This window comes from Photorhabdus hindustanensis (genome assembly GCF_002968995.1).
Taxonomy (GTDB): Bacteria; Pseudomonadota; Gammaproteobacteria; order Enterobacterales; family Enterobacteriaceae; genus Photorhabdus; species Photorhabdus akhurstii.
In genome coordinates this window covers 66048-90726 of sequence record NZ_PUWT01000010.1, presented here as the reverse complement: position 1 = coordinate 90726, position 24679 = coordinate 66048, and the positions used below count along the sequence as shown (strand labels likewise).

General features: G+C 43.3%; 20 protein-coding genes and 1 pseudogene. 18 read left to right on the top strand and 3 right to left on the bottom strand.

The genetic code is table 11. The features are described from left to right. The 3 genes and pseudogenes from C6H66_RS25795 to C6H66_RS04905 form a co-directional block, all read left to right on the top strand. Positions 1 to 400: pseudogene (locus tag C6H66_RS25795) on the top strand (hypothetical protein); the annotation flags it as partial. Next, positions 397 to 1365: a hypothetical protein gene (locus C6H66_RS04910; RefSeq protein WP_105394953.1), complete on the top strand. Its 969-nt coding sequence runs from the start codon at positions 397 to 399 to the stop codon at positions 1363 to 1365. The pseudogene C6H66_RS25795 and the gene C6H66_RS04910, both read left to right, overlap by 4 nt. Next, entirely contained in the window at positions 1362 to 2327 is a 966-nt protein-coding gene (locus tag C6H66_RS04905) for a hypothetical protein (RefSeq protein ID WP_105394952.1), read from the top strand. Before C6H66_RS04910 ends, C6H66_RS04905 begins: the two co-directional genes overlap by 4 nt. A 44-nt stretch (positions 2328 to 2371) precedes the next feature. On the opposite strand, the gene yigL is transcribed toward C6H66_RS04905, so the two are convergent. From yigL to recQ, 3 genes are read right to left on the bottom strand one after another with little or no spacing between them, the layout of a single operon-like run. Beyond that, complete coding sequence (yigL, locus tag C6H66_RS04900) at positions 2372 to 3172, bottom strand: sugar/pyridoxal phosphate phosphatase YigL (protein WP_105394951.1); 801 nt, start codon at positions 3170 to 3172, stop codon at positions 2372 to 2374. Between the two features lie 22 nt (positions 3173 to 3194). Next, on the bottom strand, positions 3195 to 4193 hold the full coding sequence (gene pldB, locus C6H66_RS04895) for a lysophospholipase L2 (RefSeq protein WP_105394950.1): 999 nt from the start codon (positions 4191 to 4193) through the stop codon (positions 3195 to 3197). Between the two features lie 14 nt (positions 4194 to 4207). Continuing rightward, positions 4208 to 6034, bottom strand: coding sequence for an ATP-dependent DNA helicase RecQ (gene recQ, locus C6H66_RS04890; RefSeq protein ID WP_105394949.1), 1827 nt, complete (start codon positions 6032 to 6034; stop codon positions 4208 to 4210). Positions 6035 to 6483: 449 nt separating this feature from the next. Between recQ and C6H66_RS04885 the strand changes: the two genes are divergently transcribed. The 15 genes from C6H66_RS04885 to C6H66_RS04815 all read left to right on the top strand — a co-directional run bounded on the left by C6H66_RS04885 (position 6484) and on the right by C6H66_RS04815 (position 24657). Then, complete coding sequence (locus C6H66_RS04885) at positions 6484 to 8307, top strand: IucA/IucC family protein (RefSeq protein ID WP_105394948.1); 1824 nt, start codon at positions 6484 to 6486, stop codon at positions 8305 to 8307. Between the two features lie 50 nt (positions 8308 to 8357). After that, positions 8358 to 10601 (top strand): TonB-dependent siderophore receptor, encoded by a 2244-nt coding sequence (locus C6H66_RS04880; protein ID WP_105394947.1) that lies wholly within the window; start codon positions 8358 to 8360, stop codon positions 10599 to 10601. Between the two features lie 68 nt (positions 10602 to 10669). Beyond that, positions 10670 to 11686: an iron-siderophore ABC transporter substrate-binding protein gene (locus C6H66_RS04875; RefSeq protein ID WP_105394946.1), complete on the top strand. Its 1017-nt coding sequence runs from the start codon at positions 10670 to 10672 to the stop codon at positions 11684 to 11686. Then, positions 11683 to 12696 carry a FecCD family ABC transporter permease gene (locus C6H66_RS04870; RefSeq protein WP_105394945.1) on the top strand — a complete coding sequence of 338 codons (1014 nt, stop codon included), beginning with the start codon at positions 11683 to 11685 and terminating at the stop codon, positions 12694 to 12696. The genes C6H66_RS04875 and C6H66_RS04870 overlap by 4 nt, the downstream gene beginning before the upstream one ends. Further along, positions 12683 to 13726, top strand: coding sequence for a FecCD family ABC transporter permease (locus tag C6H66_RS04865; protein WP_105394944.1), 1044 nt, complete (start codon positions 12683 to 12685; stop codon positions 13724 to 13726). The genes C6H66_RS04870 and C6H66_RS04865 overlap by 14 nt, the downstream gene beginning before the upstream one ends. Next, positions 13726 to 14538, top strand: coding sequence for an ABC transporter ATP-binding protein (locus C6H66_RS04860; protein WP_105394943.1), 813 nt, complete (start codon positions 13726 to 13728; stop codon positions 14536 to 14538). The genes C6H66_RS04865 and C6H66_RS04860 overlap by 1 nt, the downstream gene beginning before the upstream one ends. Before the next feature lie 179 nt (positions 14539 to 14717). Beyond that, positions 14718 to 15494 carry a siderophore-iron reductase FhuF gene (fhuF, locus tag C6H66_RS04855; RefSeq protein ID WP_046395008.1) on the top strand — a complete coding sequence of 259 codons (777 nt, stop codon included), beginning with the start codon at positions 14718 to 14720 and terminating at the stop codon, positions 15492 to 15494. Positions 15495 to 15669: 175 nt separating this feature from the next. After that, complete coding sequence (locus tag C6H66_RS04850) at positions 15670 to 17214, top strand: pyridoxal phosphate-dependent decarboxylase family protein (protein ID WP_046395007.1); 1545 nt, start codon at positions 15670 to 15672, stop codon at positions 17212 to 17214. Between the two features lie 32 nt (positions 17215 to 17246). Further along, positions 17247 to 18548, top strand: a complete 1302-nt coding sequence (locus tag C6H66_RS04845; protein WP_105394941.1) for a lysine N(6)-hydroxylase/L-ornithine N(5)-oxygenase family protein — start codon at positions 17247 to 17249, stop codon at positions 18546 to 18548. Continuing rightward, complete coding sequence (locus C6H66_RS04840) at positions 18548 to 20965, top strand: GNAT family N-acetyltransferase (protein WP_105394940.1); 2418 nt, start codon at positions 18548 to 18550, stop codon at positions 20963 to 20965. The genes C6H66_RS04845 and C6H66_RS04840 overlap by 1 nt, the downstream gene beginning before the upstream one ends. Before the next feature lie 162 nt (positions 20966 to 21127). Beyond that, on the top strand, positions 21128 to 21523 hold the full coding sequence (locus tag C6H66_RS04835) for a DUF6088 family protein (protein WP_036809950.1): 396 nt from the start codon (positions 21128 to 21130) through the stop codon (positions 21521 to 21523). Beyond that, complete coding sequence (locus C6H66_RS04830; RefSeq protein ID WP_105394939.1) at positions 21516 to 22466, top strand: nucleotidyl transferase AbiEii/AbiGii toxin family protein; 951 nt, start codon at positions 21516 to 21518, stop codon at positions 22464 to 22466. Before C6H66_RS04835 ends, C6H66_RS04830 begins: the two co-directional genes overlap by 8 nt. Before the next feature lie 258 nt (positions 22467 to 22724). After that, positions 22725 to 23195: a thioesterase family protein gene (locus C6H66_RS04825; RefSeq protein ID WP_036782681.1), complete on the top strand. Its 471-nt coding sequence runs from the start codon at positions 22725 to 22727 to the stop codon at positions 23193 to 23195. 111 nt (positions 23196 to 23306) lie between these two features. After that, entirely contained in the window at positions 23307 to 24197 is an 891-nt protein-coding gene (gene rarD, locus C6H66_RS04820) for an EamA family transporter RarD (protein ID WP_105394938.1), read from the top strand. Positions 24198 to 24204: 7 nt separating this feature from the next. After that, entirely contained in the window at positions 24205 to 24657 is a 453-nt protein-coding gene (locus tag C6H66_RS04815) for a GNAT family N-acetyltransferase (protein ID WP_181150144.1), read from the top strand. The last annotated feature ends 22 nt before the right edge of the window (positions 24658 to 24679 follow it).

Genomic DNA, 24679 nt, shown 5'->3' with positions numbered 1-24679 from the left:
CGATCGCGAACGGCAGATCTTTTATACTTGGTATAAAGGCAAAGCTTATGCCGCCCGCTATCCCCAAGTAGGCATGGCAGAAAAAACTAATATTCTGTTCCTCAAAGTTTATGGCCTAGACGAAAATAATAACCTTGTCGGGCGTGGTTTTATCCCTAACGTCAGCAGTTATTCTTTTGCTTTTTTAAGTAGTGGCAATGATAAAGCTCTGGCAGTCGCCTTTATGGTGAAATTCTTATTAAACGGTAAAGAGGCGGTCAGTAAAGTGGATTATAAACGCCGTGAGCCGCTTATTTGGTGGAGTAAAGATAAAAGACCCGCTGATTTAGAGGCACAAATTCCATTGATTTTGGCCGAATTGGATCGCTTAGGTCCCCCTGATGAAGATCTTTCCGAATGAAACAACGATTAAAAAACTTACTTAAAAAATGGTTTCCCACTATTCATCCTTTGCCAGCCCAACGGCTGGCCCGCTGGGAAAAAGAAATTCTGGCAGTACCGCCAGATATTAAGGATGCAGAAACCATCAAACATGTGGAAATACTGGATCGCCTTAATGATAAAGAATGCTGGATTAGAAATCCTCAGCGCCGTTTTAGGAGCATAAACTTGATTCCAGTAACACTGGGGATTATTAGCAGCTTGGTATTAAACGTTAACAATTTTATCGAAGAACGAAAGAGTAATGAATCAGAAATTTATCGGTGGGTTAATATAGCTAAAAAGGAATATGGTGAGAAATTTTACTTACGCGATGATTTACCGGGTTATCTGAAAGATACACGCTATATTGGCAATGATAAAGAAATTTCACTAAGAAAATATTTATATTATCGATATACCTTTTATCCAAGTAGTTCCAGACTTCTCAAAATTGATATAAGTTTCTTGCTGCTCTATCTGCTAATTATCCCTCCTTTTGTCTGGGGAGTGTTTTTTTCACGGCGACAAGCACCATTAATTATCGATCGCGAACAGCAGATCTTTTATACCTGGTATAAAGGCAAAGCTTATGCTGCCCGCTATCCACAAGTAGGTATGGCAGAAAAAACTAATATTATGTTCCTCAAAGTCTACGGCTTAGACGAGAACAATCAACTTATCGGGCGTGGTTTTATCCCTAACGTCAGCAGTTATTCTTTTGCTTTTTTAAGCAGTGGTAATGATAAAGGTTTGGCGCTGGCTTTTATGGTGAAATTTTTATTAAACGGCAAAGAGGCAGTCAGTAAGGTGGACTATAAACGCCGTGAGCCGCTTATCTGGTGGAGTAAAGATAAAAGACCTGCTGATTTAGAAGCTCAAATTCCGTTGATTTTGGCCGAATTAGATCGCTTAGGTCCCCCTGATGAAGATCTTTCCGAATGAAACAACGATTAAAAAACTTACTCAAAAAATGGTTTCCCACTATTCATCCATTGCCAGCCCGACGGCTGGCACGCTGGGAAAAAGAAATTCTGGCGGCACCACCGGATATCAAGAGTGAAGAAACCATTAAGCACGTGGAAATACTGGATCGCCTTAACGATAAGGAATGCTGGGTTAGAAATCCCCAGCGTCGCTTCCGAAGTATTACCTTAATTCCGGTAACACTAGGATTAATTACTAGCCTGTTATTAACAGTGAATGATTTTATAGAAGAGCGAAAAAGTGCTGAATCTAATCTTCATGATTGGATAGAGTTGGTAAAGGGAAAATATGGCGAAGAGTTTTATTTGCGCAATGATTTGCCCAATTATATGGAAGATGCCCGTTATATTGGTAACGATAAAGAAATCTCTCTGAGAAAATATCTGCATTATCGCTATCATTATTATAAATATAGTAATGATATTTTTTTAACTGATATGGCATTTTTGCTACTTTACCTACTGATTATTCCACCTTTTGTTTGGGGTGTGTTTTTTTCTCTCCGACAAGCACCATTAATTATCGACCGTGAACGGCAAATTTTTTACACCTGGTACAAAGGTAAAGCCTATGCCGCCCGCTATCCACAAGTAGGCATGGGGGAAAAAACTAATATTTTTTATCTCAAAGTGTATGGACTGGACGAAAATAATAACCTTGTCGGACGTGGTTTTATCCCTAATGTCAGCAGTTATACTTTTGCTTTCTTAAGTAGTGGCAATGATAAAGCGCTGGCAGTCGCCTTTATGGTGAAATTCTTATTAAACGGCAAAGAGGCAGTCAGTAAAGTGGACTATAAACGCCATGAGCCGCTTATTTGGTGGAGTAGAGATAAAAGACCCGCCGATTTAGAAGCTCAAATTCCGTTGATTCTGGCCGAATTGGATCGTTTAGGTCCCCCTGATGAGGAAGAAAATTAATAAAAAACAGCGCCAACAGCGCTGTGATTACAGTGGATAATAAATTAAACCTGATACATTTTGCACAAATAATGGGAAACCGCATCATCAGCGTTTGAGCCAATCACTTCCATATCTGGCAAGATATCTTTCAAACGCTGGTGAGCATCCTGCATAATGCAGCCCTTACCTGCTACCGTCAGCATTTCAAAGTCATTCATGCCATCACCAAAAGCAATACAATCACTCAGTTTATAGCCCATAGATTGGGCTACCCGCTCAAGTGCATGACCTTTCGACACCCCACCCGCCATCACTTCCAGGCAATTGCGCAACGAGAAACTCACATTGACTCTATCGCCCCAACGCGTTTTGATTTTCTCTTCCAACACAACCAATAGATCATGATCTTCGCAGGTGAAATAAACTTTGCATACATCATCGGTTTTGAAGTTGTCACGCTCAAAAAGTTGGTAATGAAACACGGATTCCTGAAAAAACTCTTTCTGCTCAGGGCATTCACGATTCATATACCAGTGATCATGGCAGTAATAATTCGTCAGAATATCAGCGTTATCAAATTCCATTAGACACAATTCATGCACAATCTCAGGATCAACATTGTGACTGAAAACCAGTTCACCCATAGCGTTGTGTACCCGAGCGCCATTGGAAGTGATCATATAGGCATCAATACCAAGAACATCTCGGATTTGCGCAACGTCCACATGATGACGACCAGTGGCAAAAATAAAATGAATGCCTTTATTGGTCAGTAAATTAAGGGTTTCCTTGGTGTAAGAAGTTAATTTGTGATCAGGGGATAGCAAAGTGCCATCTAAATCTGAAGCAACAATATGATACATAGTTATAGTTCCTATAATTGAATCAATTCCGGTCAAAAAAATCACAAATGGCATTAAGTGCCTGGCTACGTAATTTATCTTTTTCAAACAGGATCTCATGACGCGACCCTCGAATAATCAAAGGTGATTGTCCTTCGATGAAATCCTTCACTTTGTTACGTGATTCACAAAAAGCCCGTAATTTCCAATTGTTAACGACCTTATCTTCACTGGCTTTTAAAATTATCAATGGTGTCTCAATTTCTCCGGCTTTTTCTATCAGCATATCGCCAATCCAGATACTTTCCCGTATCCAGTGATATGTCGGACCACCTATACGTAATTCCGGATAATCCGCGTAATAACGGAGGTAACGGCTATAACGTTCGTAACTGTGTGTCAGAAGGTTTATCGAATAAGGCAACGGACGCCATTTCCCAGTTAGCACCGCATAATGGTTACGCATATCCGGCCGCTTTTCAGCCCGGTTAACCAGGAAAGTCGCCAACCAACGTGGCATGGGAAAGTTAATACCAAACATAGGAGCACAAAGGGCTGCTGCATCAAATATCTGGCTGTGACGTAATAAAAATCCCCCTAATATTGCCGCCCCCATTGAATGGGCTAACGCATAACAGTGAGAATAATGACGAGGAAGAATTTCTTTTTCGATAAATATTTCAACGTCATTAATATAGTCATCAAATTTTTCTACATGCCCTTTTTGTGGATCTGCAAGCATCCTGCTGGATCGCCCCTGCCCACGATGATCAATAATAAATACGTCATAGCCAAGGTGATAAAAATCAAATGCCAATTCCGAGTATTTGATATAACTTTCACTACGACCTGGAAAGATAACAACCGATCTATAATTTTTTATTGTTGCACAAAAACGGACATAACGTATCAGTATATTATCTATACCGATAAACTCACACTCTTCCCTGACCTGCCAAAAGTCTAATAACGGCCCGTTGGCAAAAGCAGAGAACTGTGCCTCACGATTGAGCCAGCTTTCTTTTAACATTTCTGGCGTCATCAATTATCCTCAGACTATTCAAGCTCCTCTAGATGTTCACAAATTAAGGCCATAAAGACGTTACCAAAACGCTCCAGTTTACGTTGCCCTACGCCGTTGATTAATAACATTTCATCAGCCGTAACCGGGCATTGTTCTGCCATTTCAATCAACGTGACATCATTAAACACAACAAAAGGCGGGATATTTTCTTCGTCAGCAATAGATTTCCGTAATCTACGTAACTTGGCAAATAGTTTGCGATCATAATTACCACTATATGATTTACTTTGCTGATTACGCCCTTTCAGATTCTGTATTCGTGGAACAGCCAGTTTTAGTGAAACTTCACCACGCAATATCGGACGCGCAGCTTCCGTTAATTGTAATGCAGAATAGTTGGCGATGTTTTGACTGATAAAGCCTAAATGAATAAGCTGCCGCAATACACTAATCCAGTGTTCCTGACTCTGCTCTTTACCGATACCATAAACCGGTAAATTATCATGTCGCATATCACGGATACGCTGATTATTCGCGCCTCTAAGTACTTCAACAATATAGACGATACCAAAGCGCTGTCCAACCCGGTAAATACAAGAAAGCGCTTTTTGGGCATCCACTAAACCATCATAATTTTTCGGCGGATCAAGGCAGATGTCACAGTTACCACAAGGGGTTTGCTTACTTTCACCAAAGTAGTTCAATAACACCAGACGGCGGCAAGTTTGCGCTTCGGCAAAAGCCCCCATCGCATTGAGCTTATGCCGCTCAATATCCTGCTGTGTACCCGCCTCTTTCTCTTCCAGACAACGGCGAAGCCATACCATATCCGCAGGATCATAAAACAGCACCGCTTCCGCCGGCAGACCATCACGTCCAGCACGTCCCGTTTCCTGATAATAGGATTCGATATTACGTGGAATATTGAAATGCACCACAAACCGAACATTAGGTTTATTAATTCCCATACCAAATGCCACGGTTGCCACCACCACCTGCAAATCATCACGTTGAAATGCATCCTGCACCCACGCACGCTGGCTGTTATCCAACCCGGCATGGTATGGCGCAACACTCAAGCCACGTTTTTGTAAACGCTCTGATATCTCTTCAACTTTGCTACGGCTATTACAGTAAACAATGCCGCTTTTACCTTTTTGACCGCGAATAAATAGCCACAGTTGATCTAATGGTTTGTATTTTTCTATCAAGGTATAACGGATATTGGGACGGTCAAAACTGCTGATATGGATAAGTGGATTATTAAGATTCAGTAGTCGGACAATATCATTACGGGTAGTTTCATCAGCGGTGGCCGTCAACGCAATGACAGGTAATGTCGGAAAGCGTTGCCTTAGCTGTCCCAACGCCCGATATTCCGGCCGGAAATCATGGCCCCACTGTGAAATACAGTGAGCTTCATCCACAGCCAGCATTGCGGGTTGCCATTCCAGAAGTTGCTCAAGGAAGTTATCCATCATCAAGCGCTCAGGGGCGATATACAGCAATTTAACCATTCCCTGACGGCAACGCCGGATTACATCAATTTGCTGTTCACGGGCCTGAGTTGAATTCAAGCAATCCGCCGCAACGCCATTTGCCCGCAGTTGATCCACCTGATCTTTCATTAAAGAGATCAACGGCGAAACAACCAAAGTTACCCCTTCCTGTACCAGCGCCGGAATTTGGTAACACAATGATTTACCGCCACCAGTCGGCATAATGACCAAACAGTCACGCCCTTCAAGAATGGTATTGATAACTTGTTGCTGGCCAGGCCGGAATTGCAAATAACCAAAGGTTTTCCGCAATACCTGCTCTGTCAGTGATATTGTATTAATGACCTCTGCGGTAGACACGCTTTTCCTCAACCATATTAAAAAATCACAGACGCTTTTCAAAACGTCTGGGCATTATGCTATCTCACTCTCGAAATAATTACAGCATGTCATTGAACATCATCTCGGTATAAAAGCAGGTTTAATTAAAGGTTACAGCCGATCAAAAATTCTCCCCCAATTCATCTTACTCATCCCAATGCAGCGCCATAACGCCGCATTTTTGACTGCTATTTAGGCAAAAATAGAGTAAATCCTTACACTTACACAGTTGTTAATGATAATAATTTGTATTAATGTTATCAAAATTGAATACCCCAAAAGTCACCTGTCTAAGAGAATCGGAATGAATACCAGGAAAAAGAATGCTTATATTCGAAAGTTTCAGAATTAAGCGTACCGATTTGTTTCCAGTGTATAGCGACTATGTTGGATAGGATTTTTGATTATGAATAGGGATTGTTATCACCATGAGTTCACTACATATTAACTCTGATAATCACACTCTGCACCTCAACGCAGAGAACTGGCTCCATGCCAATCGCCACCTGGTGACAAAAATATTACGTGAGCTGTATCACGAAAAATTGATTAATCCTACCTATCATGGACAGCAACAGTATTCTCTGGCAATAGGTGACTACCAATACCATTTTCAAGCGGAGGCTTATCAGCTCGATCATATTGATATTGATGCCGCATCCGTAACCAAATTCAAGGAGAAGCAATCTCAGCCGCTTGATGCCATTCAACTGATTATTGAGTTGTATTCGCTACTGGAAATCCCGGAAAAAATGCTGCCGATTTATCTCGATGAGATATCTAGCACCCTCTACGGTCACGCTTTTAAATATCAGTACAACCGACTGACAGCCCAAGATTTAGCTCATGCTGATTATCAAGTTGTTGAAACGGCAATGAGTGAAGGCCATCCGGTCTTTATTGCGAATAATGGCCGCATTGGTTTCGATGCCGATGATTATCAGCGCTATGCGCCTGAAAGCGCCAGCCCGGTGACTTTAATCTGGATTGCGGTACACAGGAATAAAGCTATTTTCTCCGCGCTATCCGATCTCTCATACCAACAATTAATAGAAGAAGAGCTAGGGAAATACCTGCCGGCGCAATTTGAACGTCATCTTAATACGTTGGGATTATGTCCATCAGATTATTATCTGATGCCTCTTCATCCCTGGCAGTGGCAGCACCGTATTACCATCAGCTTTGCGGCAGATATTGCCAATAATAATATTGTTTATCTTGGCGAAGGTCATGATCGCTACCTCGCACAGCAATCTATCCGTACTTTCTTCAATATTACTCAACCGAAGAAGAACTACGTTAAGACCGCCCTCTCGGTGTTGAACATGGGCTTTATGCGCGGGCTCGACCCACACAGCATGGTCACAACCCCATCAGTCAACGAATGGCTCAGTAACTTAGTCCATAATGACAGTTTCTTCCAACAGAAAGGTTTTACCGTACTACGGGAACGTGCTGCTCTCGGTTATTTCAATAACTACTTTGAATCAGCTATTAAAAAAGACAGTCCACATAAGAAAATGTTGTCAGCGCTGTGGCGCGAAAGCCCAATGACGCTGTTGAAAGATAACCAACGCTTGATGACAATGGCTTCGTTGCTGCATGTTGATCATCAAGGTAATTCCGTCATTGCCGCTTTAGTAAAGGATTCAGGTTTAAAAACAGAAGAGTGGGTGTCACGTTATCTCGATGCTTACCTTTCTCCATTATTGCGCTCTTTCTTCACCTATGATCTGGTGTTTATGCCACATGGCGAAAACCTAATGTTGGTACTGGATAATAACAGCCCGACAAAAATGTTGATGAAAGATATTGGTGAAGAAATTGCTATTTTGAATGGCGATCTTCAACTGCCTAAAGAGATTAATTTCCTACATGTCACTATCGAAGACGACATGAAGATTAACTATATCTTCCTTGATATTTTCGATTGTTTCTTCCGCTATCTGATTCCACTGTTGCAAAAAGATCTCAATCTACCAGAAGAGCATTTCTGGTCACTGGTTGCACGCTGTGTCCATAATTATCAATCACAACATCTGCATCAGATTGAGAAATTCCGTAAGTTCGATCTGTTTAAGCGGGAATTTGTTCGTACCTGTCTGAATCGTCTGCAAATGGCGAATAATCAACAGATGATCGATCTCGACGATCGTGAAAAGAATCTCAAATTTGCCGGAACCTTAGTTAATCCGCTATACGCTTTACGCCATGAATACTCGGTTACTCTTCATCAGACCGAACAGCAATAAATAAAAATATCAACATAGATAAATACCAAAAGACTTAATTTGGGGATGGAATGAATAGTAAGAAAGTGATGTATCCGTTTTTGCAAAAGGATTTTATGATTAAAAAAACAACTCTTGCAATGACTATACAGTTAGTACTGATGGGAAATAGTTATGCCATCACGGAAAGTGCGCAAAATACAAGCGATAAAACCACTGCCCAAAATGACAAGATACTCGTCACTGCTTCACGAGCAGAACATGAAGGCGTGACCGAAGACACCGGGATGTACAATACCACGTCGATGGTCACCGCCACCGGACTGAATCTTTCAGCGCGTGAAACGCCACAGACCGTCAGTGTCGTGACCAAACAACGTATGCTTGACGAAAATCTGGACAGTGTTAATAGCGTCATCGATAGCACAACCGGTATGAGTGTACGCCAGTTTGATAGCGATCGTTTCGGGTTTACTTCTCGTGGCATGAGCATCAATAACATCCTGCGTGATGGAGTTGCAACCTACTACGATACTCGCTTTAACTATGGTGACAATCTTTTGGATGCAGACCTGTTTGATCGTATCGAAGTGGTACGTGGAGCAGCCGGTTTGATGGTCGGCCCAGGCAATCCTTCGGCAGCCGTTAACCTGATTCGTAAACGTCCGACCCGCGATTTCCGTGGCGAATTCTCTGCCGGAGCGGGTTCTTGGGATAAATGGCGCACTGGCCTTGATCTCTCTGGTCCGTTAAATGACAGTGGCAACCTGCGCGGGCGTTTCGTTACAGCCTATCAAGCGGCCAACTCCTTTATTGATCGCAATAACAACGAAAGATACCCGTTCTATGGCATTCTTGAAGCGGATTTGACAGAAAATACCTTGCTGACTATAGGCGTGGATTATCAACGTAATCACACCCGTGGCGGTATGTTTGGTGGCTTACCGATCTACTTTGCAGATGGCAGCAAAACCGATTATAAACGCAGCAACAGCTACGCACCAGATTGGGCTTTCTCAAAGATTCGGTCTTTCTCTACCTTTACCAGCCTGCAACATAACTTTGACAATGGCTGGAGTATAAAGGGCACCTTTACTTACGATAATAATACACTCGACGAGAAGGTTCTGTGGGCAAATCAAACTGATTTTCCTAACCGCATCACCAATATGGGTATGAAACCAGGTAGTATGACACTTATTGATGGCAGTCGCCGTCAGCAGAATTACGATCTACAGGTGAATGGTGACTACCGATTATTTAGCCGTACTCATCATGTCAGTTTCGGCTTAAACCACCAGCAACAGGATTTCCAGAACGATTACTTCAGCGCAACTTGTATGCTTACACGTCCAAATAGCTGTCCAGGGATGGGTGACTTCACCTCCCCTGGCTGGCAATATCCTGAACCAGAGTGGAGTAATACGCGAACTTCTGGTTCAAAAGGGCGTAATGAACAGACCGCAGGTTATGCCGTTACTCAGATTTCTCTGGCAGATCCACTGACTTTGATCCTCGGTGGTCGAGTAACCAGTTGGCAGACTCGCGGTGATAATTTCAATACTCCACAGAATGCCAGCTATAGTGACGAATTTGTTCCTTATGGCGGGCTAATCTACAACATCACTCAAGATTTATCGGTTTACACCAGTTACACCGAAATATTCAATCCAGAAAACCGCCGCGACCGCAATAATAAGTTACTTGCCCCAGTATCAGGACAAAACTATGAAGCGGGTCTAAAAGGTGTCGCTTTCGATAATAGTCTCGATTACTCGCTAGCACTGTTTGAAATCCGTCAGGATAATCTGCCAGAGGCAGATACCGTGAAGTTGCCGGATAATTCCATCGCTTACTATGCGATAGACGGCACCAAAACCCGCGGGTTCGAAGCAGAAATCAGTGGTCAACTGACAGATAACTGGCGTCTTTATACTGGTTATACGCAATTCCGGGCAACAGATCCTAATGGTGTACGAATCAATACCAATACGCCAAACAGGCTGTTTAAACTGTTTACCACCTACACCCTGCCAGGTGCGATGAGCAATCTGACCATCGGTGGTGGTGTCACTTGGCAGGATAAAACCTGGTCAACAGTAAAAGGGCCTGAAAAGACCTCAATGCAAGCGAAACAAGACAGTTTCGCGGTGGTTAACCTCATGAGCCGTTATCAATTCACGCCGGATCTCTCTTTGACGGTTAACCTGAATAACGTCTTTGATAAGACCTACTATACTCAGTTCGGCCAATATTCTCAGTATTACTATGGCGCACCTCGCAACATTGAAGCGATCTTGCGTTATAAGTTCTGAGTTTAAAGTCATAATGACACTGCGGACGGCAAACCTTATGTTTCTATTTATTTGAAGGAAGGCAAACAATGAAATTGAAGCGTTGCAAAGGGTTTGCCGTACCACTGATGATGCTGCTCAGTCTGCTGGCTGGCTGTGATAAGTCAGCCAGCACAAACAATACACCGCCAGATAAGCCCGGCTATCCCAAACAAATTACTACCGCATTGGGTACGGCGGTGATTACACATCAACCTCAGCGTGTTGTCGCCCTCGGCGCGGGAGCGGAAGATATCGTACTGGATCTCGGTATCGTGCCGATCGGTATTGAATCCCATCGTTGGGGCGGAGATGAACAAGGCTATCTGCCGTGGTTTAAACAAGCGGTGCAACAGCGTGGCGGAACTTTACCCACCGTAATAGACATGTATCCTGAGTTGGACATTGAGAAGGTCATTAACCTTAAGCCTGATCTGATTGTGGCAACCCAATCAGGCATCACCCAAGAGGTTTATAACCATTTATCACATTTCGCCCCAGTGATCGCTTATCCTTCTCATCCCTGGCTTACGACACCACAACAACAAATTGAATTAATTGCTCGTGCGCTAGATAAGCAGTTGCAGGGAGAAAAACTCACCACCGAGCTGAATGCCACATTACGTGAGGCAAGCGATACCATCCCACATATCAATCGCTATACTTTCGCCTACATCAAGGCGGGTATCAGCAGTAATATGCTATCGGTATATGTCAAAGGCGATCCACGCGTCGATACCTTAGTCCATCTTGGTTTAACGCTACTGCCATCGGTTAGCACACTGGCCGATCCCTTCGGTAGTTTCGCCGCCAATATAGGACTGGAAAATGCGGATTATCTTAATGGCGCTGATATCTTAGTAACTTGGTTCAATAATGAACAAGAACGTAAAGCAGTGGAAGCACAGCCGTTATTTCAATCCATCCGAGCTGTACATCAGGGAGGTTATATTCCGCTAACCGACCAATCACTGGTTGTTGCTATGTCTTACGGCACACCGCTTAGTTTGCGCTGGGGTTTACCACAATTTATGCCGATTCTGGCAGAGGCAATTAAATCATCATGACAAATCCTAAACGCCGATTCCTACTGCTGCTTGGCTTAGGTCTCATGATACTGCTGACCTTCATTTGTATTATTGCCAGTCTGAATCTGGGCGCCAAAACGTTGCCACTCTCAACCATATGGCATCACTATTGGTTAGGCGACAGCGGCAGCTATAGCGATCTGGTCATCAATGCCCGCAAACCACGCACGTTAATCGGCATCATGGCTGGCGCCGCACTGGCGCTTTCCGGGGCCGTAACGCAAGGATTGCTGCGTAATCCGTTAGCCGAGCCGGGCTTACTCGGTGTTAACGCCGGAGCGGCTACTGTGGTTGTCAGTTTCTCTTTCATCCCCATGCTGGATGAACTTCCGCGCTTCTGGACAGCATTTATTGGCGCAAGTCTGGCTACATTGTTGTTCTACCTGCTCAGTGGCGGACAACGTAATAGCAATCCGGTGCGCATGGTATTAACCGGTGCCGCCATTAACGCCTGCTTATTTGCTTTTGTCCAAGGCATTGTATTAATGAATGCCCATGTATTGGATAACTATCGCTTCTGGACCATTGGATCGCTCAGTGCAATGTCTCTGGCAGAAGCGAGTTCGCTGATACCTTATCTGTTATTTGCCTTGATATTGACCCTTTCACTCAGCTCTTCCCTGAATGTGATGGTGTTTGGTGAAGGTATCGCCAGCTCACTTGGCGCTAATGTTGCCCGCACCCGCGTATTGTCACTTATTTCCGCCACCATGCTGGCGGCGGTGGCTACCGCGATGGCTGGCCCTATTGCCTTTATTGGCTTGGCTGCACCTCACTTGATGCGGGCTTTAGTTGGCAGCGATTTCCGCTGGCTACTGCCCTATTGCCTGTTCGCCGGGCCTTGCCTCTTACTCACTTCCGATATACTGGCACGGTTAGTGATCGCACCTGGCGAGATCATGGTGGGAATTATCACTGCGGGAATCGGTGGGCCGTTGCTCTATCTGGTGATTAAAAGCCATCGTGGAGTTAATTATGTCGCAGATTAACCTATCTAGACCGGCAAAAACTCGAACCTTTATGTTGGGAACCGCTGTTTTTCTTGTACCTCCACAACGGACTCAAAGAGCCATCTTATTGATATTGTTACTGCTTGCAGTGCTGTTTTATCTCTCTCTGGCATTGGGTAAGCAAGGTATCGATAACCCGTGGCTAGCAACCTCAACTCCTTATCAGGAATTTATTCTCACACAGCTACGCTTACCCCGCGCATTAGTGGCTATCGGTGCGGGTGCAACTCTGGCACTCTCAGGTTCACTTTTCCAACTGACAACCCGCAACGCACTCGGTAGTCCAGATATTATCGGCGTTAATGCCGGCGCTGCTGCTGGCATAGTCGCCACATTGATCATCTGGCCGGGAGTATTGCCGATTCCTTTAGGTGCGCTGCTAGGGGCCAGCTTTGCAGTATTATTGGTCTACGCCGGGAACATTAGTCGCTCTGGACAAATGCAAACAACCAAGATTGTCATCTCCGGGATTGCTATCGCCGCTCTCTGCATGGCATTTGTTAATTTCGCTATCTCGAATGTACGCCTTGAGCAAGCACAGCAACTCGCTTCGCTGCTGCACGGCAGCCTCGCCAACCGAGGCTGGCAAGATGTTGGGTTAATTTATGGAACGATACTGTTCGTCCCTTTTCTCCTTTGGTTAGGACGGCAATTAAACTACGTCAATCTCGGCTATGAAGTTGCCAACACGCTCGGTGTACCAGTCCGTACAATTCAGCTTATGAGTTTGTTACTAGCGGTACTACTGGCCTCTATGGCGGTACTGGTTGTCGGACCCGTGGCGTTTATCGCACTTTCTGCGCCGCAAATTGCCCGCCGTTTGGTACGGGCAAAAGGTGCCGCTCTTTTTTGTTCAGCATTGATGGGAGCATTACTACTGCTCGCTTCTGACTTAATTACTTTGCTGCTTCCTACTTCGGCACGTCTGCCAGTAGGCATTATCACCGCAGGGGTAGGCGGTGTCTATTTGATGTATTTGCTGTACGCTGAATTAAGGAGAACAAAGTAATGTCACTTGATATGAATTCCCCAACTAGCGCTTCACGATTGACCACCCAAGATCTTTCGCTGGCATACGGAAAAAAGACGATTGTTGAGTGCTTGAATATTGCTATTCGTGATGGTGAATTCAGCGTCATCATTGGCCCGAATGGTTGTGGAAAATCGACCCTGCTACGCGCCATTAGCCGAGGTATCACGCCACAGCACGGTGAAATCCTGCTCGATGAGCGCAATATTCGACATTACAAACCCAAAGCGGTAGCACGTGAGCTATCTCTGCTAACACAAGGGGCAGTTATCACCGAAGCGTTGACTGTATACGATTTGGTTTCACGTGGGCGTTACGCTCATCAATCCTTTTTACGACAGTGGTCAGCAGAAGATGAACAAATCGTTAATGAAGCTTTACATGCAGTCGAACTACAGGATATGTCACATCGGTTAGTGAGTGAACTTTCCGGCGGCCAGCGTCAACGCGCCTGGTTTGCGATGACCTTGGCACAGCAAACACCGATCGTACTGTTAGATGAACCGACCACTTATCTGGATATCACTCATCAGATTGAAATGCTCGATCTCTGTCAGCGTTTACATTTACAGGGAAAAACGTTGGTGCTGGTACTGCACGATATCAACCTGGCACTACGTTACGCTTCACATTTAATTATGATGAAGGATGGTAAAATTTATGCCGAAGGGGTACCAGAAGAGATTATCAACGAACAGAGTATCGCCGATGTGTTTGGTCTCCCTTGCCGTATTATTTGTGATCCAGAATCAGGTAAGCCACTGATTATTCCAAAATATAATCCCATCTGAGCCGGGAGTGAGCTGCCTATAGTTTTGCTGTATTAACAAGCAATATAGGCGCCCAAAAGATTTACTACTTGATAATGACAATGATAATAATAATAATTATCATAATTATATTTACAATGATTAGTCATATGTAAGATACTACAATCAGGCAGTATGAACATGTAAACAGGGAGTTGGTGGTGTCAAATACAAACGATTCAATTACCCCTTTAACCACAGTGGTAATTGAAGATATTATCCAGTTATTTGAACAAACGTTTAGCCATTTTACTGCCACCATGAGAGTAAATGCAGATAATATCCCTGTTGCCAGCATGAGTTTCCCCCAATGGTCAGATACAAGAGAATTTCCGGTATTAATTCAGCGCTATCAGGATGAATACTACGGTGACAACAATATAAAACCTAACCAAAAAGCGCTGTATTCTTTATGGGCGCAATGGTATTTTGGTTTGGTTATTCCCCCGATGATGTTAATGTTGCTGGAATATCCACAAGCAGTGGATACTCATTACAATCTTTTTCGGGTTGAATTCCATGACAGTGGCAGGCCAGATATTGTTTACTATCATTTAACTTGGTTGAATGAAACACCTTCATCGTTACTCCATCGTCATTATTCTCTCTTGGATCGCCATATTATTCCGGTATGTGAAAAGATCGAATCATATCAAGGGATAAATGGACGGCTCCTATGGAATAATATCGGTTATATTATGCATTGGTATCTTGCTGAATTCAGCACAAGAATAAATAGCAAGTTATATCAAGAGATTATAAATGGTCTTTTCATGGAACCACAACTACCCGATGGTAGAGATAATCCACTTTATCGTACTGTTATCTTACGGCACAACAATATGCAGCGTCGCACTTGTTGCCAAAGAAATAAACTGCCTGGCGTCGGTAATTGCCATGATTGCCCTTTGGAATCCAAGGTAGAAAGTAGACACTAACATTCTATTCTATAATTTTTAATTCTTATCTGTTCCGGCAGAAAGAGATTATTATGATTTAATCGCGCTACTATTCAACAGTTATTTAATCTAACCAAATACTACACATAATAAAATCAACTATGTTGGGCAATAACCAAATAATAACCTATATATGAAATAATAAGGACATATAATGTACGGAGACGCTCTGCTATTAGACCATTCACCCACAAAAGATAGTCATATAACGGACGAAGATTTTTCCAGATATTTCTTAAATATGCATAGTGCTGGAGACTATCTTGATGACGCTTATAATGTCATTACCAGAATAAAGATAATATTACAGCAGGTGGATAAGCCTTTCAGTGGGATATTACCCAATGAGTTATCTCCACTATTTTCTAAAGTGAATTTAGATCTCCCCCTTACCTCTTTAAACCAGGCTTTAGATGAGTTGCAGCAACTTTATATTAAAGATGCTGTTTATTTTCATCATCCAAAGTATGTCGCCCATCTTAATTGTCCATTGGTATTACCCGCCGTTCTGGCTGAAACCATTATTGGCGCGATTAATTCCTCATTGGATACCTGGGATCAAAGCGCTGGCGGGACACTAATAGAGCAAAAAGTTCTCGACTGGACACGAGATAAAATGGCATTAGGTACAAATGCCGATGGTATCTTTACTAGTGGCGGCACCCAATCAAATCTGATGGCAATGCTACTAGCACGGGACCATTTTTGTCATCAACGCGATCCTGAACATAAAAATCAGCTACATGGTCTGCCGGCGGATTTCCATAAACTGCGTATTTTTACCTCGACAGTCAGCCATTTCAGTACACAAAAGGCAGCCGCTATCCTTGGTTTGGGGTACAACGCCGTGGTCTCTGTTCCTCATGACAGTGAGTTCCGTATGGACCCTCAAGCATTGGAACAAAACATTAACCAATGTATCGCACAAGGCAACATTCCTCTCGCCATTGTCGCTACAACCGGCACCACGGATTTCGGCAGTATTGATCCACTTCACCCTATCGCAGCTATCGCCAAGCAGTATGGTATCTGGCTACATGTGGATGCGGCATACGGATGCGGTTTACTGGTTTCGCCTCGTCGCGCTCATCTACTGGAAGGCATCAATTTAGCGGATTCTGTCACGGTGGATTACCACAAGTCATTCTTCCAGCCAGTCAGTTGCAGTGCTTTCTTCGTCAAAAATAAGAAACACTTATCCCATCTGACTTATCATGCCGAATATTTGAATCCGCTAAGTGCGTTACAAGAAGGCACACCCAATCTGGTCAATAAAAGTATCCAGACAACTCGTCGTTTTGATGCATTGAAAATGTGGCTGACATTACGAATTATGGGTGCAAAACGACTTGGACAAGCTTTTGATAAAGTTGTCGATACGGCTCAGGATGCCTATCGATTAATGGCGCAGAATCCCTATTTTGAACTTATTCATTATCCAGAGTTAAGTACTTTGGTTTTCCGTTTTATTCCTAAACAAAAATTACCCACTACAGATATTGATGCCGTCAATGCGGCCATTCGTAAGGCGCTATTCCGTGAAGGCAATACCGTCATTGCGGGTACCAAAGTCAATGGCAAACAATATCTGAAATTTACTTTCCTTAACCCAGCAACAAACCAGCAACATTTACAAGAAATTGTGCACAGCATCGTAATGCACGGAAATGATTTTCTGGCAACCCATAATAACAACTAAGCGAAGATTAATACTGTTCACCAGGAGAAATTATGACAACTCGCCTTTATGATTTTATCGCCATTGGCATCGGCCCTTTTAATCTCGGACTGGCTTGTTTAACTCGGCCGCTAAAAGATGTTCATAGCCTGTTCATCGATCAAAAACCGGGCTTTGACTGGCATCCGGGAATGATGATGGAAAACTCCACCATGCAAACCCCGTTTATGTCAGATCTAGTGACCTTGGCATCACCCACTCACCCACTTAGCTTCCTTAATTATATTAAGCAGAAAGGAAGAATATATTCCTTTTATATCCGGGAAAGTTTTTTCCTGATGCGTAAAGAATACAACCAATATTGCCAATGGGCAGCAGAACAGTTATCCAATTTACGCTTTAACACTCGCGTTGATAGCATCAGTTATGATGAAGACGCTTCGCTATATACACTACATTGTTCAGATACGTTAACTGGGCAACAACACCAATTTATTTGTAAAAAATTGGTATTGGGTACCGGGCCTTCACCCTATATTCCAAAGTGCTGCCAACCCTTCTCTGATCAGATGGTGACATCAGGTAATTACTTGAAGAGCAAAGCAGCCTTACAACAAAAACAATCTATTACCGTTCTGGGTAGTGGACAAAGTGCAGCGGAAATTTTTTACGATTTACTCAGCGATATTGATAAATTTAATTACCAGCTTAATTGGCTTACCCGTTCACCACGTTTTTTCCCGCTGGAATATACCAAACTGACTCTGGAAATGACTTCACCAGAATATGTAGATTATTTCTATAGCCTCCCGGGCGAAAAGCGTGATGCATTAAATCTGTCCCACAAGCAGCTTTATAAAGGTATCAACAGTTCATTAATCAATGATATTTTCGATTTAATGTACACCAAACGATTAAACGGTGAATTAAACGTTAATTTATATACTAATAGTGAATTACAACAAGTTAGCCATGCTAACAATGGCCGTGACCTAACATTAGCATTATTCCAACATGAGCAGGAGAAAGCATTTTCTCTCGACACCGAAGGGATCGTTCTGGCAACCGGCTATCAATACCAGACTCCAACTTTTATTGAAGGTATACGTCATCTTATCCGTTGGGATGAAAAAGGACGTTATGCTGTACAACGTAATTACAGCATTGATCGCAGCAATACCATTTTCATACAGAATGTGGAGTTACATACCCACGGTTTCGTCACACCGGATCTGGGAATGGCCTGTTATCGCAACTCCTGCCTGATTTATGAAATCACCGGTATTGAACATTACCCGATTGAGAAAAGTATCGCTTTCCAGCAGTTCAGCGTCGACACCGAAGGAGCATGCTAATGTCCGTCTTTAATCCTACGCTATTTGAAAAATCCTTGCCTGAAATAGGCAGTTTTGCATTACGTTCACTGGATCTGGAACGGGATATTCCCATATTAACTGATTGGGTTAACCGGGATTATGCTCATTATTGGGGAATGCAAGATAATACCGAACAACAAGTACGGGAATTTTATCAGGATTTAGAATCCCGCCATCCGGGCAGTGTATTTATTGGCATCTATCAGGAACAACCTGCTTTTCTATTAGAGTGTTATCGCGCACAAGATGATCTGATTGGAAAATATTATCCAGCACATCCAGATGATATGGGAATGCACATTCTGGTTGCCCCGCCGCAAGAAAAAATCAGGCATTTCACTTGGGGAATTTTCCAAACCATCATAGCCTTTATTTTCAGCGATCCTGCCGTGGTTCGAATTGTCGTTGAGCCTAATATACATAATGAGAAAATTCATAAACTTAATCTACGGGCGGGTTTTGTTTATCAGAAGGCATTGGTATTACCTCATAAAACAGCCAAATTGGCCTTTTGTACCAGAGAACAGCACCAGATTGCGTTACAGCGGGAATACCAAGCGACAACATCAACTCCCCCGGGCTCATTGGTGACAAATGCCACACATTTGCAACCCGCCGTCTGGCAAAAAGTTAATCGTCTGCACTTGTGTAAAGCTATTTCTGAATTTTCACATGAATGTTTACTCGCGCCTCAACAGTTAACTGAAAAAGCAGACAGTGACGGATATCACCATTACCGTTTGGATAGTTACCGTTTGAATAGTGCTGACCTCTTGGTAAGCTATACTTTCCGGGCGCGGCGTATGGCACTGGATCACTGGCTGATTGATGCCAATTCGTTACAGAAACATGCCAACGGGGAAGCTGTAGAACTCGACTCCTTGCTATTCATTATTGAGTTTAAACAACAACTTGGCATTAGCGATGTTGTCATGCCCACCTATCTGGAAGAAATTACCAGTACTCTCTATAGCAGCGCTTTTAAGCATAATAGAATCGGTATCAGTGCAATGGATCTCGTGAACACTGATTTTCAGGAGTTGGAAGGGGAGATGATGGAAGGGCACCCCTCTTTCGTCGCCAATAATGGCCGGATTGGTTTTGATATCGGTGATTTTCAGAACTTTAGTCCCGAAGCCGCCTCTGTTATGCATTTAGTATGGCTGGCCGCACATAAGAGCCAAGCTCATTTTGCTTGTATAGAGCAACTCAACTATCAACAGTTGCTGGAACAAGAGCTAGGCACAACCACGGTAGCTGACTTTGACCAGCGGTTAATCGCGCTTAACCTTAATCCAAAAGACTATTTCCTGATGCCAGTTCACCCTTGGCAATGGCAGAACAAGTTGGCATCAATATTTGCGCCCGATATCGCTAATCAGAAATTGGTCTATCTTGGTATTGGTACTGATGCCTATCAGGCACAACAGTCAATCCGTACCTTATTCAATCGCACTCATCCTCAGCGATATTATGTGAAAATGGCGTTATCCATTCTGAACATGGGATTTATGCGCGGTTTATCACCTTATTACATGGCGACGACACCGGGCATTAATGACTGGCTATTCGATTTGGTAACACAAGATCCCATCTTGCAACGTTATCGTTTTAAAATTTTACGAGAAGTCGCCAGTGTTGGATTCAAAAACAGCTATTACGAGCAAGCAATCAGTAGTGATACGCCTTACAAAAAAATGATGGCGGCACTGTGGCGAGAAAACCCATTGCAATTAATTGAACCTGGGCAACAAGTGATGACGATGGCTGCATTACTGCACAGTGATCAGCAAGGGAATGCCCTGTTGCCTGCGTTAATTTCAGCATCCGACCTGTCCACTCAAGAATGGTTGCGCCGCTATTTAGAGAGTTATCTTGCGCCGCTGTTACACTGTTTGTACGCTTATGATCTGATGTTTATGCCACACGGCGAAAACATCATCATGGTATTGGAAAACCATATTCCACAGCACATCTTCATGAAAGATTTGGCTGAAGAAATTTTGGTCATGAATCCCGACGCTGATTTACCGGAAAAAGCGAGTCGAGTCAAAGTGGACATGCCAGAAGATATGAAAACACTGACCATCTTATCTGATGTGTTTGATGGTATATTCCGCTATCTGGCTGCAATACTGGATGAACAGGGTGACTATTCACAAGATCTTTTCTGGCAAGCTGTAGCAGATTGTATTTTAAGCTATCAGCACAACCATCCCGAATTGCGTGAACAATTTGTGCGTTACGATCTGTTTACACCGGAGATTAAACGCTGCTGTCTAAACCGCCTGCAAATCGCGAATAACCGCCAGATGCTTGATTTAGCTGATCCGGCTCAAAGTTTACAGTTTGCTGATAATCTGATTAACCCAATTGCCAAATTTGGTCATTCGTAAAATAGAGCTATCAATGAGCATGGAAAACAGTGCCTCATCCGTAACATGCTCACTATTCTATTAAGGCAGTACCTACAGTACTGCCTCAGACCGCTGACAAATGTTTGCTGTTAAAAATGTCGTATGCTTGCTATGATGAAAAAATAGCCAAAGGAGGACGGCATGACTACAAAAACTCGTATTCAGTCACGACTGAAACGCTCAAAGCGTTATGTTTTCACTCGTGACGATTTCAAAGATCTCTCAGGCTACGATCAGGTTGGTAGAGCACTTCGCGAACTGGTGAAAGAAGGGCAATTACTGAAAGTGGGTTATGGGATCTATACCAAAGCGCGGCAAAACGCGATTACCGGGAAGTTAATGCCTGCGGCACCCGGTGGTTCCGCTGCGGTGGTGATTGAAGCACTGGAACTTCTGAAAGTGGATTATCGCCTGGTAGGGGCCAGCAGTGCCTACAATAACGGTAAATCCACTCAGATCCCCGCTTCGCTGGAAATCAAAACTTCACCGCGTTTTAAGAGAATCTTGTCAGTAGGGAACAGCAAATTAAATGGATGATTTAACAAAATTATTCCCTGATGTTGCGGATGCGTTGGGGATTGAATCTGTCGCAATTGTAGAGAAAGATCATTACATCGTTGAATTGTTGCGTCTACTCGGGCCTTTGACCTTTTATACCCATCAACTGGTTTTTTCCGGAGGAACTGCGCTGTCGAAAGCGGGAATATCCTTGAACAGGATGTCAGAAGATGTGGATATCAAGTTGGTTCCTGTCGCTGATTTCTCACAACAATACTCCAGGAATCAGCGTAAAAATATCCGTAAAGATATTATTCAGGTAATTACTGAAACGATTATGGCTTCGGGTACTTTTCGTTTTGATGAAGAGCATCCTAAAGTCACTCGGGATGAATATCGTTACAATGAGATTCCAGTGCGCTACCCGCAAGTATACGCACAAGCTCCCTGCTTACGACCATTTATCAAACTGGAATTGATGGAAACGGAGTTGCTTGAAGCGCCGGAAGCTCGTGATATTCGTTCACTGATAACAGATTTGACGAACAAGGGCGAAGTGGTGGGCGCTTTTCCATGTGCCACCATCGCCAGTACACAGGCTGAAAAGCTGATTTCTATGATACGCAGAACAGCTGCAAGTGTGCGGCATCTGGAGCGTGGAGTGGATGAGTCACTGGTACGCCATATCTACGACAATTTTTGTATTGTCAGAGAAAAAGGATCTGATATCCCTGTATTAAAGCGCTTTGTACAGGAATGCATTAAGCAGGATATTGAACGTTACGGTAACCAGTACCCACAGTTCTGCGAATCTCCCATTGAAGAACTAAAAATGGGGCTGGAAGAGTTAGTGAATAATCCTGTTTATAAAGAGCGCTATCAACAATTCGTCGTGCCAATGGTGTTTGATGAACGTCTGGTCTCATGGGAAGAAGCCTGTACCTGTTTCCGCCGAACGGCATTAGATGTGCTTGATGCATAGAGCCAGGGATATGCTCGGATGTTGGTATCTTATCCGACAGTGTTTGTCCTGATTCGAGTCCCAAAACCAAGCGTGACGAAAAAAAAGCACAGATCCGTTTCAGCTTACCTATAGTTGTATTCAATTATGTTTATTCAGATTATTACCAGACATTCCTTATGAACTGGCAAGGTTAGCAATAAAAGCATAATATTAACAAGCCATTAACCATATAAAGTCACATTGGTAACATATATCTTTATTTAGGAATAAAATTAAATGTCTACAACACTACTAACCCTGGAAGAAGCCCGGCAAGTGATTGGTCATGCTTTTGTTCACGATATGCCTTTTAACCAATTATTAGGACTTGAACTAATCCGGTTTGAACAAGATTACGTAGAAATACAATTCCGTAACCAAAGTAAACTAGTAGGTAATATCGCACAAAAAATTTTACATGGCGGTGTCATTGCCTCAGTGCTGGATGTATGTGGTGGATTGGTCTGTATCGGTAACGCCTTGACCCGTCTGGTACCAGCATCACTAGAAGAATTAGAAAAACGATTATCAATAATGGGAACAATTGATTTACGCGTGGATTACCTACGGCCCGGCCGCGGTGAACTATTTACCGCCACCAGTAGCATTATCCGTAATGGCAACAAAGTTTCTGTCGCCAGAGCAGAACTACATAATGAGCAGAGAGCCCATATTGCCAGTGTAACGGCGACCTATCTGGTAGGATGACAATATAATTTTAATCGCTTGCGTAATATTCAGCCCGGTGACATATTATTTTCATGTTAACGGGCTAAAAACCCATGACACTCTTTCCACCTTTATTAGCATCAGGACGATATGAATAAGCCACAAACTACCAAAGGAGTACTGTACGCTTTCAGTGCCTGTTTTATCTGGGGAATCGCGCCAGTTTATTTTAAACATATCCAGCAAGTACCTGCTGACGAAATCCTGACCCATCGTATTATTTGGTCATTTTTCTTTATGTTGCTATTGCTAACATTAACTCGTCACTGGTCACAGGTAGCCAAGGTTTTCCGTCAACCTAAAAAAGTATTATTTCTGGCCGTAACGGCCACTGTCGTCGCCTGTAACTGGCTGATCTACATCTGGGCGGTGAACCACGGTCATATGCTGGAAGCTAGCCTGGGTTATTTTATTAGCCCATTGGTTAACGTTTTATTCGGTATGCTGTTTCTCAGTGAGCGTTTCCGACGCATGCAATGGGCTGCTGTTATTCTGGCCTTCACCGGCGTGTTAATCCAGTTATGGCAATTTGGTTCTATACCGGTCATTGGATTAAGTTTGGCCGTCACTTTTGCCCTATATGCCCTGCTGCGTAAGAAGATGAATGTTGACGCTCAAACGGGCATGACGATTGAAACACTGTGGTTACTGCCGATTGCCGCCATTTACCTATTTGGTTTTGCCAACACCCCAACTAGCGATTTGAGTAATAACTCAGCAACTCTCAATTTATTTCTGATTGCCGCAGGCATTATTACTACTGTGCCATTACTGTTATACACGGAAGCCGCTGCCCACCTGCGTCTCTCCACACTCGGATTCTTTCAGTATGTCGGCCCAACGCTGATGTTCTTGCTAGCAACCTTGGTTTATGGTGAACACATAGGCACTGACCGTCTGATTACTTTCGGCTTTATCTGGGCTGCATTGGTGCTGTTTACACTGGATGCAGTGTATACACAGCGTAGATCGCAGAGATAGTAAATTAATGAAAATAACCATCAGATTAGCCAATACCACCGAACAGATCGCACTTGAAGCTCTGCAATTACGGGCGTCTCTTATGTGGGAAGAAGATAGAGAATTATTACTAGCAAATCCCCACATGATAGAACTGCCTATAGAGCATATTGAAGCAGGGTATGTTTATGTTGCAGAACAAGCTAGCGTAATTCTAGGGTTCAGTGTTGTATTGCCTCAATCTGATGGAAATGCTGAACTTGATGGATTATTTGTTGAACCGACCTTTTGGTATCAAGGCATTGGCGAGCAATTGGTGCAAATCGCATTGAATGATCTTCATATAAAAGGCAAAGCATCATTACAGGTGATGGCTAATCCGCAAGCAGAAGGGTTTTATATTGCCCTTGGATTTAAACACTTGGGAAAAGAATATACTCAATTAGGAACAGCAATTCGTATGATTAAATACATACGATGAGATAAACTAATTTTATTTTGTA

Bases quoted from the DNA above. Each gene is read 5' to 3' on its own strand.
- C6H66_RS04860 (WP_105394943.1), top strand. From the start codon at position 13,726: ATGTCACTTGATATGAATTCCCCAACTAGCGCTTCACGATTGACCACC.
- rarD (WP_105394938.1), top strand. From the start codon at position 23,307: ATGAATAAGCCACAAACTACCAAAGGAGTACTGTACGCTTTCAGTGCC.
- C6H66_RS04850 (WP_046395007.1), top strand. From the start codon at position 15,670: ATGTACGGAGACGCTCTGCTATTAGACCATTCACCCACAAAAGATAGT.
- C6H66_RS04875 (WP_105394946.1), top strand. From the start codon at position 10,670: ATGAAATTGAAGCGTTGCAAAGGGTTTGCCGTACCACTGATGATGCTG.
- C6H66_RS04815 (WP_181150144.1), top strand. From the start codon at position 24,205: ATGAAAATAACCATCAGATTAGCCAATACCACCGAACAGATCGCACTT.
- C6H66_RS04825 (WP_036782681.1), top strand. From the start codon at position 22,725: ATGTCTACAACACTACTAACCCTGGAAGAAGCCCGGCAAGTGATTGGT.
- yigL (WP_105394951.1), bottom strand. From the start codon at position 3,172: ATGTATCATATTGTTGCTTCAGATTTAGATGGCACTTTGCTATCCCCT.
- C6H66_RS04835 (WP_036809950.1), top strand. From the start codon at position 21,128: ATGACTACAAAAACTCGTATTCAGTCACGACTGAAACGCTCAAAGCGT.
- C6H66_RS04830 (WP_105394939.1), top strand. From the start codon at position 21,516: ATGGATGATTTAACAAAATTATTCCCTGATGTTGCGGATGCGTTGGGG.
- C6H66_RS04865 (WP_105394944.1), top strand. From the start codon at position 12,683: ATGTCGCAGATTAACCTATCTAGACCGGCAAAAACTCGAACCTTTATG.
- C6H66_RS04885 (WP_105394948.1), top strand. From the start codon at position 6,484: ATGAGTTCACTACATATTAACTCTGATAATCACACTCTGCACCTCAAC.
- C6H66_RS04870 (WP_105394945.1), top strand. From the start codon at position 11,683: ATGACAAATCCTAAACGCCGATTCCTACTGCTGCTTGGCTTAGGTCTC.
- C6H66_RS04905 (WP_105394952.1), top strand. From the start codon at position 1,362: ATGAAACAACGATTAAAAAACTTACTCAAAAAATGGTTTCCCACTATT.
- pldB (WP_105394950.1), bottom strand. From the start codon at position 4,193: ATGACGCCAGAAATGTTAAAAGAAAGCTGGCTCAATCGTGAGGCACAG.
- C6H66_RS04840 (WP_105394940.1), top strand. From the start codon at position 18,548: ATGTCCGTCTTTAATCCTACGCTATTTGAAAAATCCTTGCCTGAAATA.
- C6H66_RS04910 (WP_105394953.1), top strand. From the start codon at position 397: ATGAAACAACGATTAAAAAACTTACTTAAAAAATGGTTTCCCACTATT.
- C6H66_RS04845 (WP_105394941.1), top strand. From the start codon at position 17,247: ATGACAACTCGCCTTTATGATTTTATCGCCATTGGCATCGGCCCTTTT.
- C6H66_RS04880 (WP_105394947.1), top strand. From the start codon at position 8,358: ATGAATAGTAAGAAAGTGATGTATCCGTTTTTGCAAAAGGATTTTATG.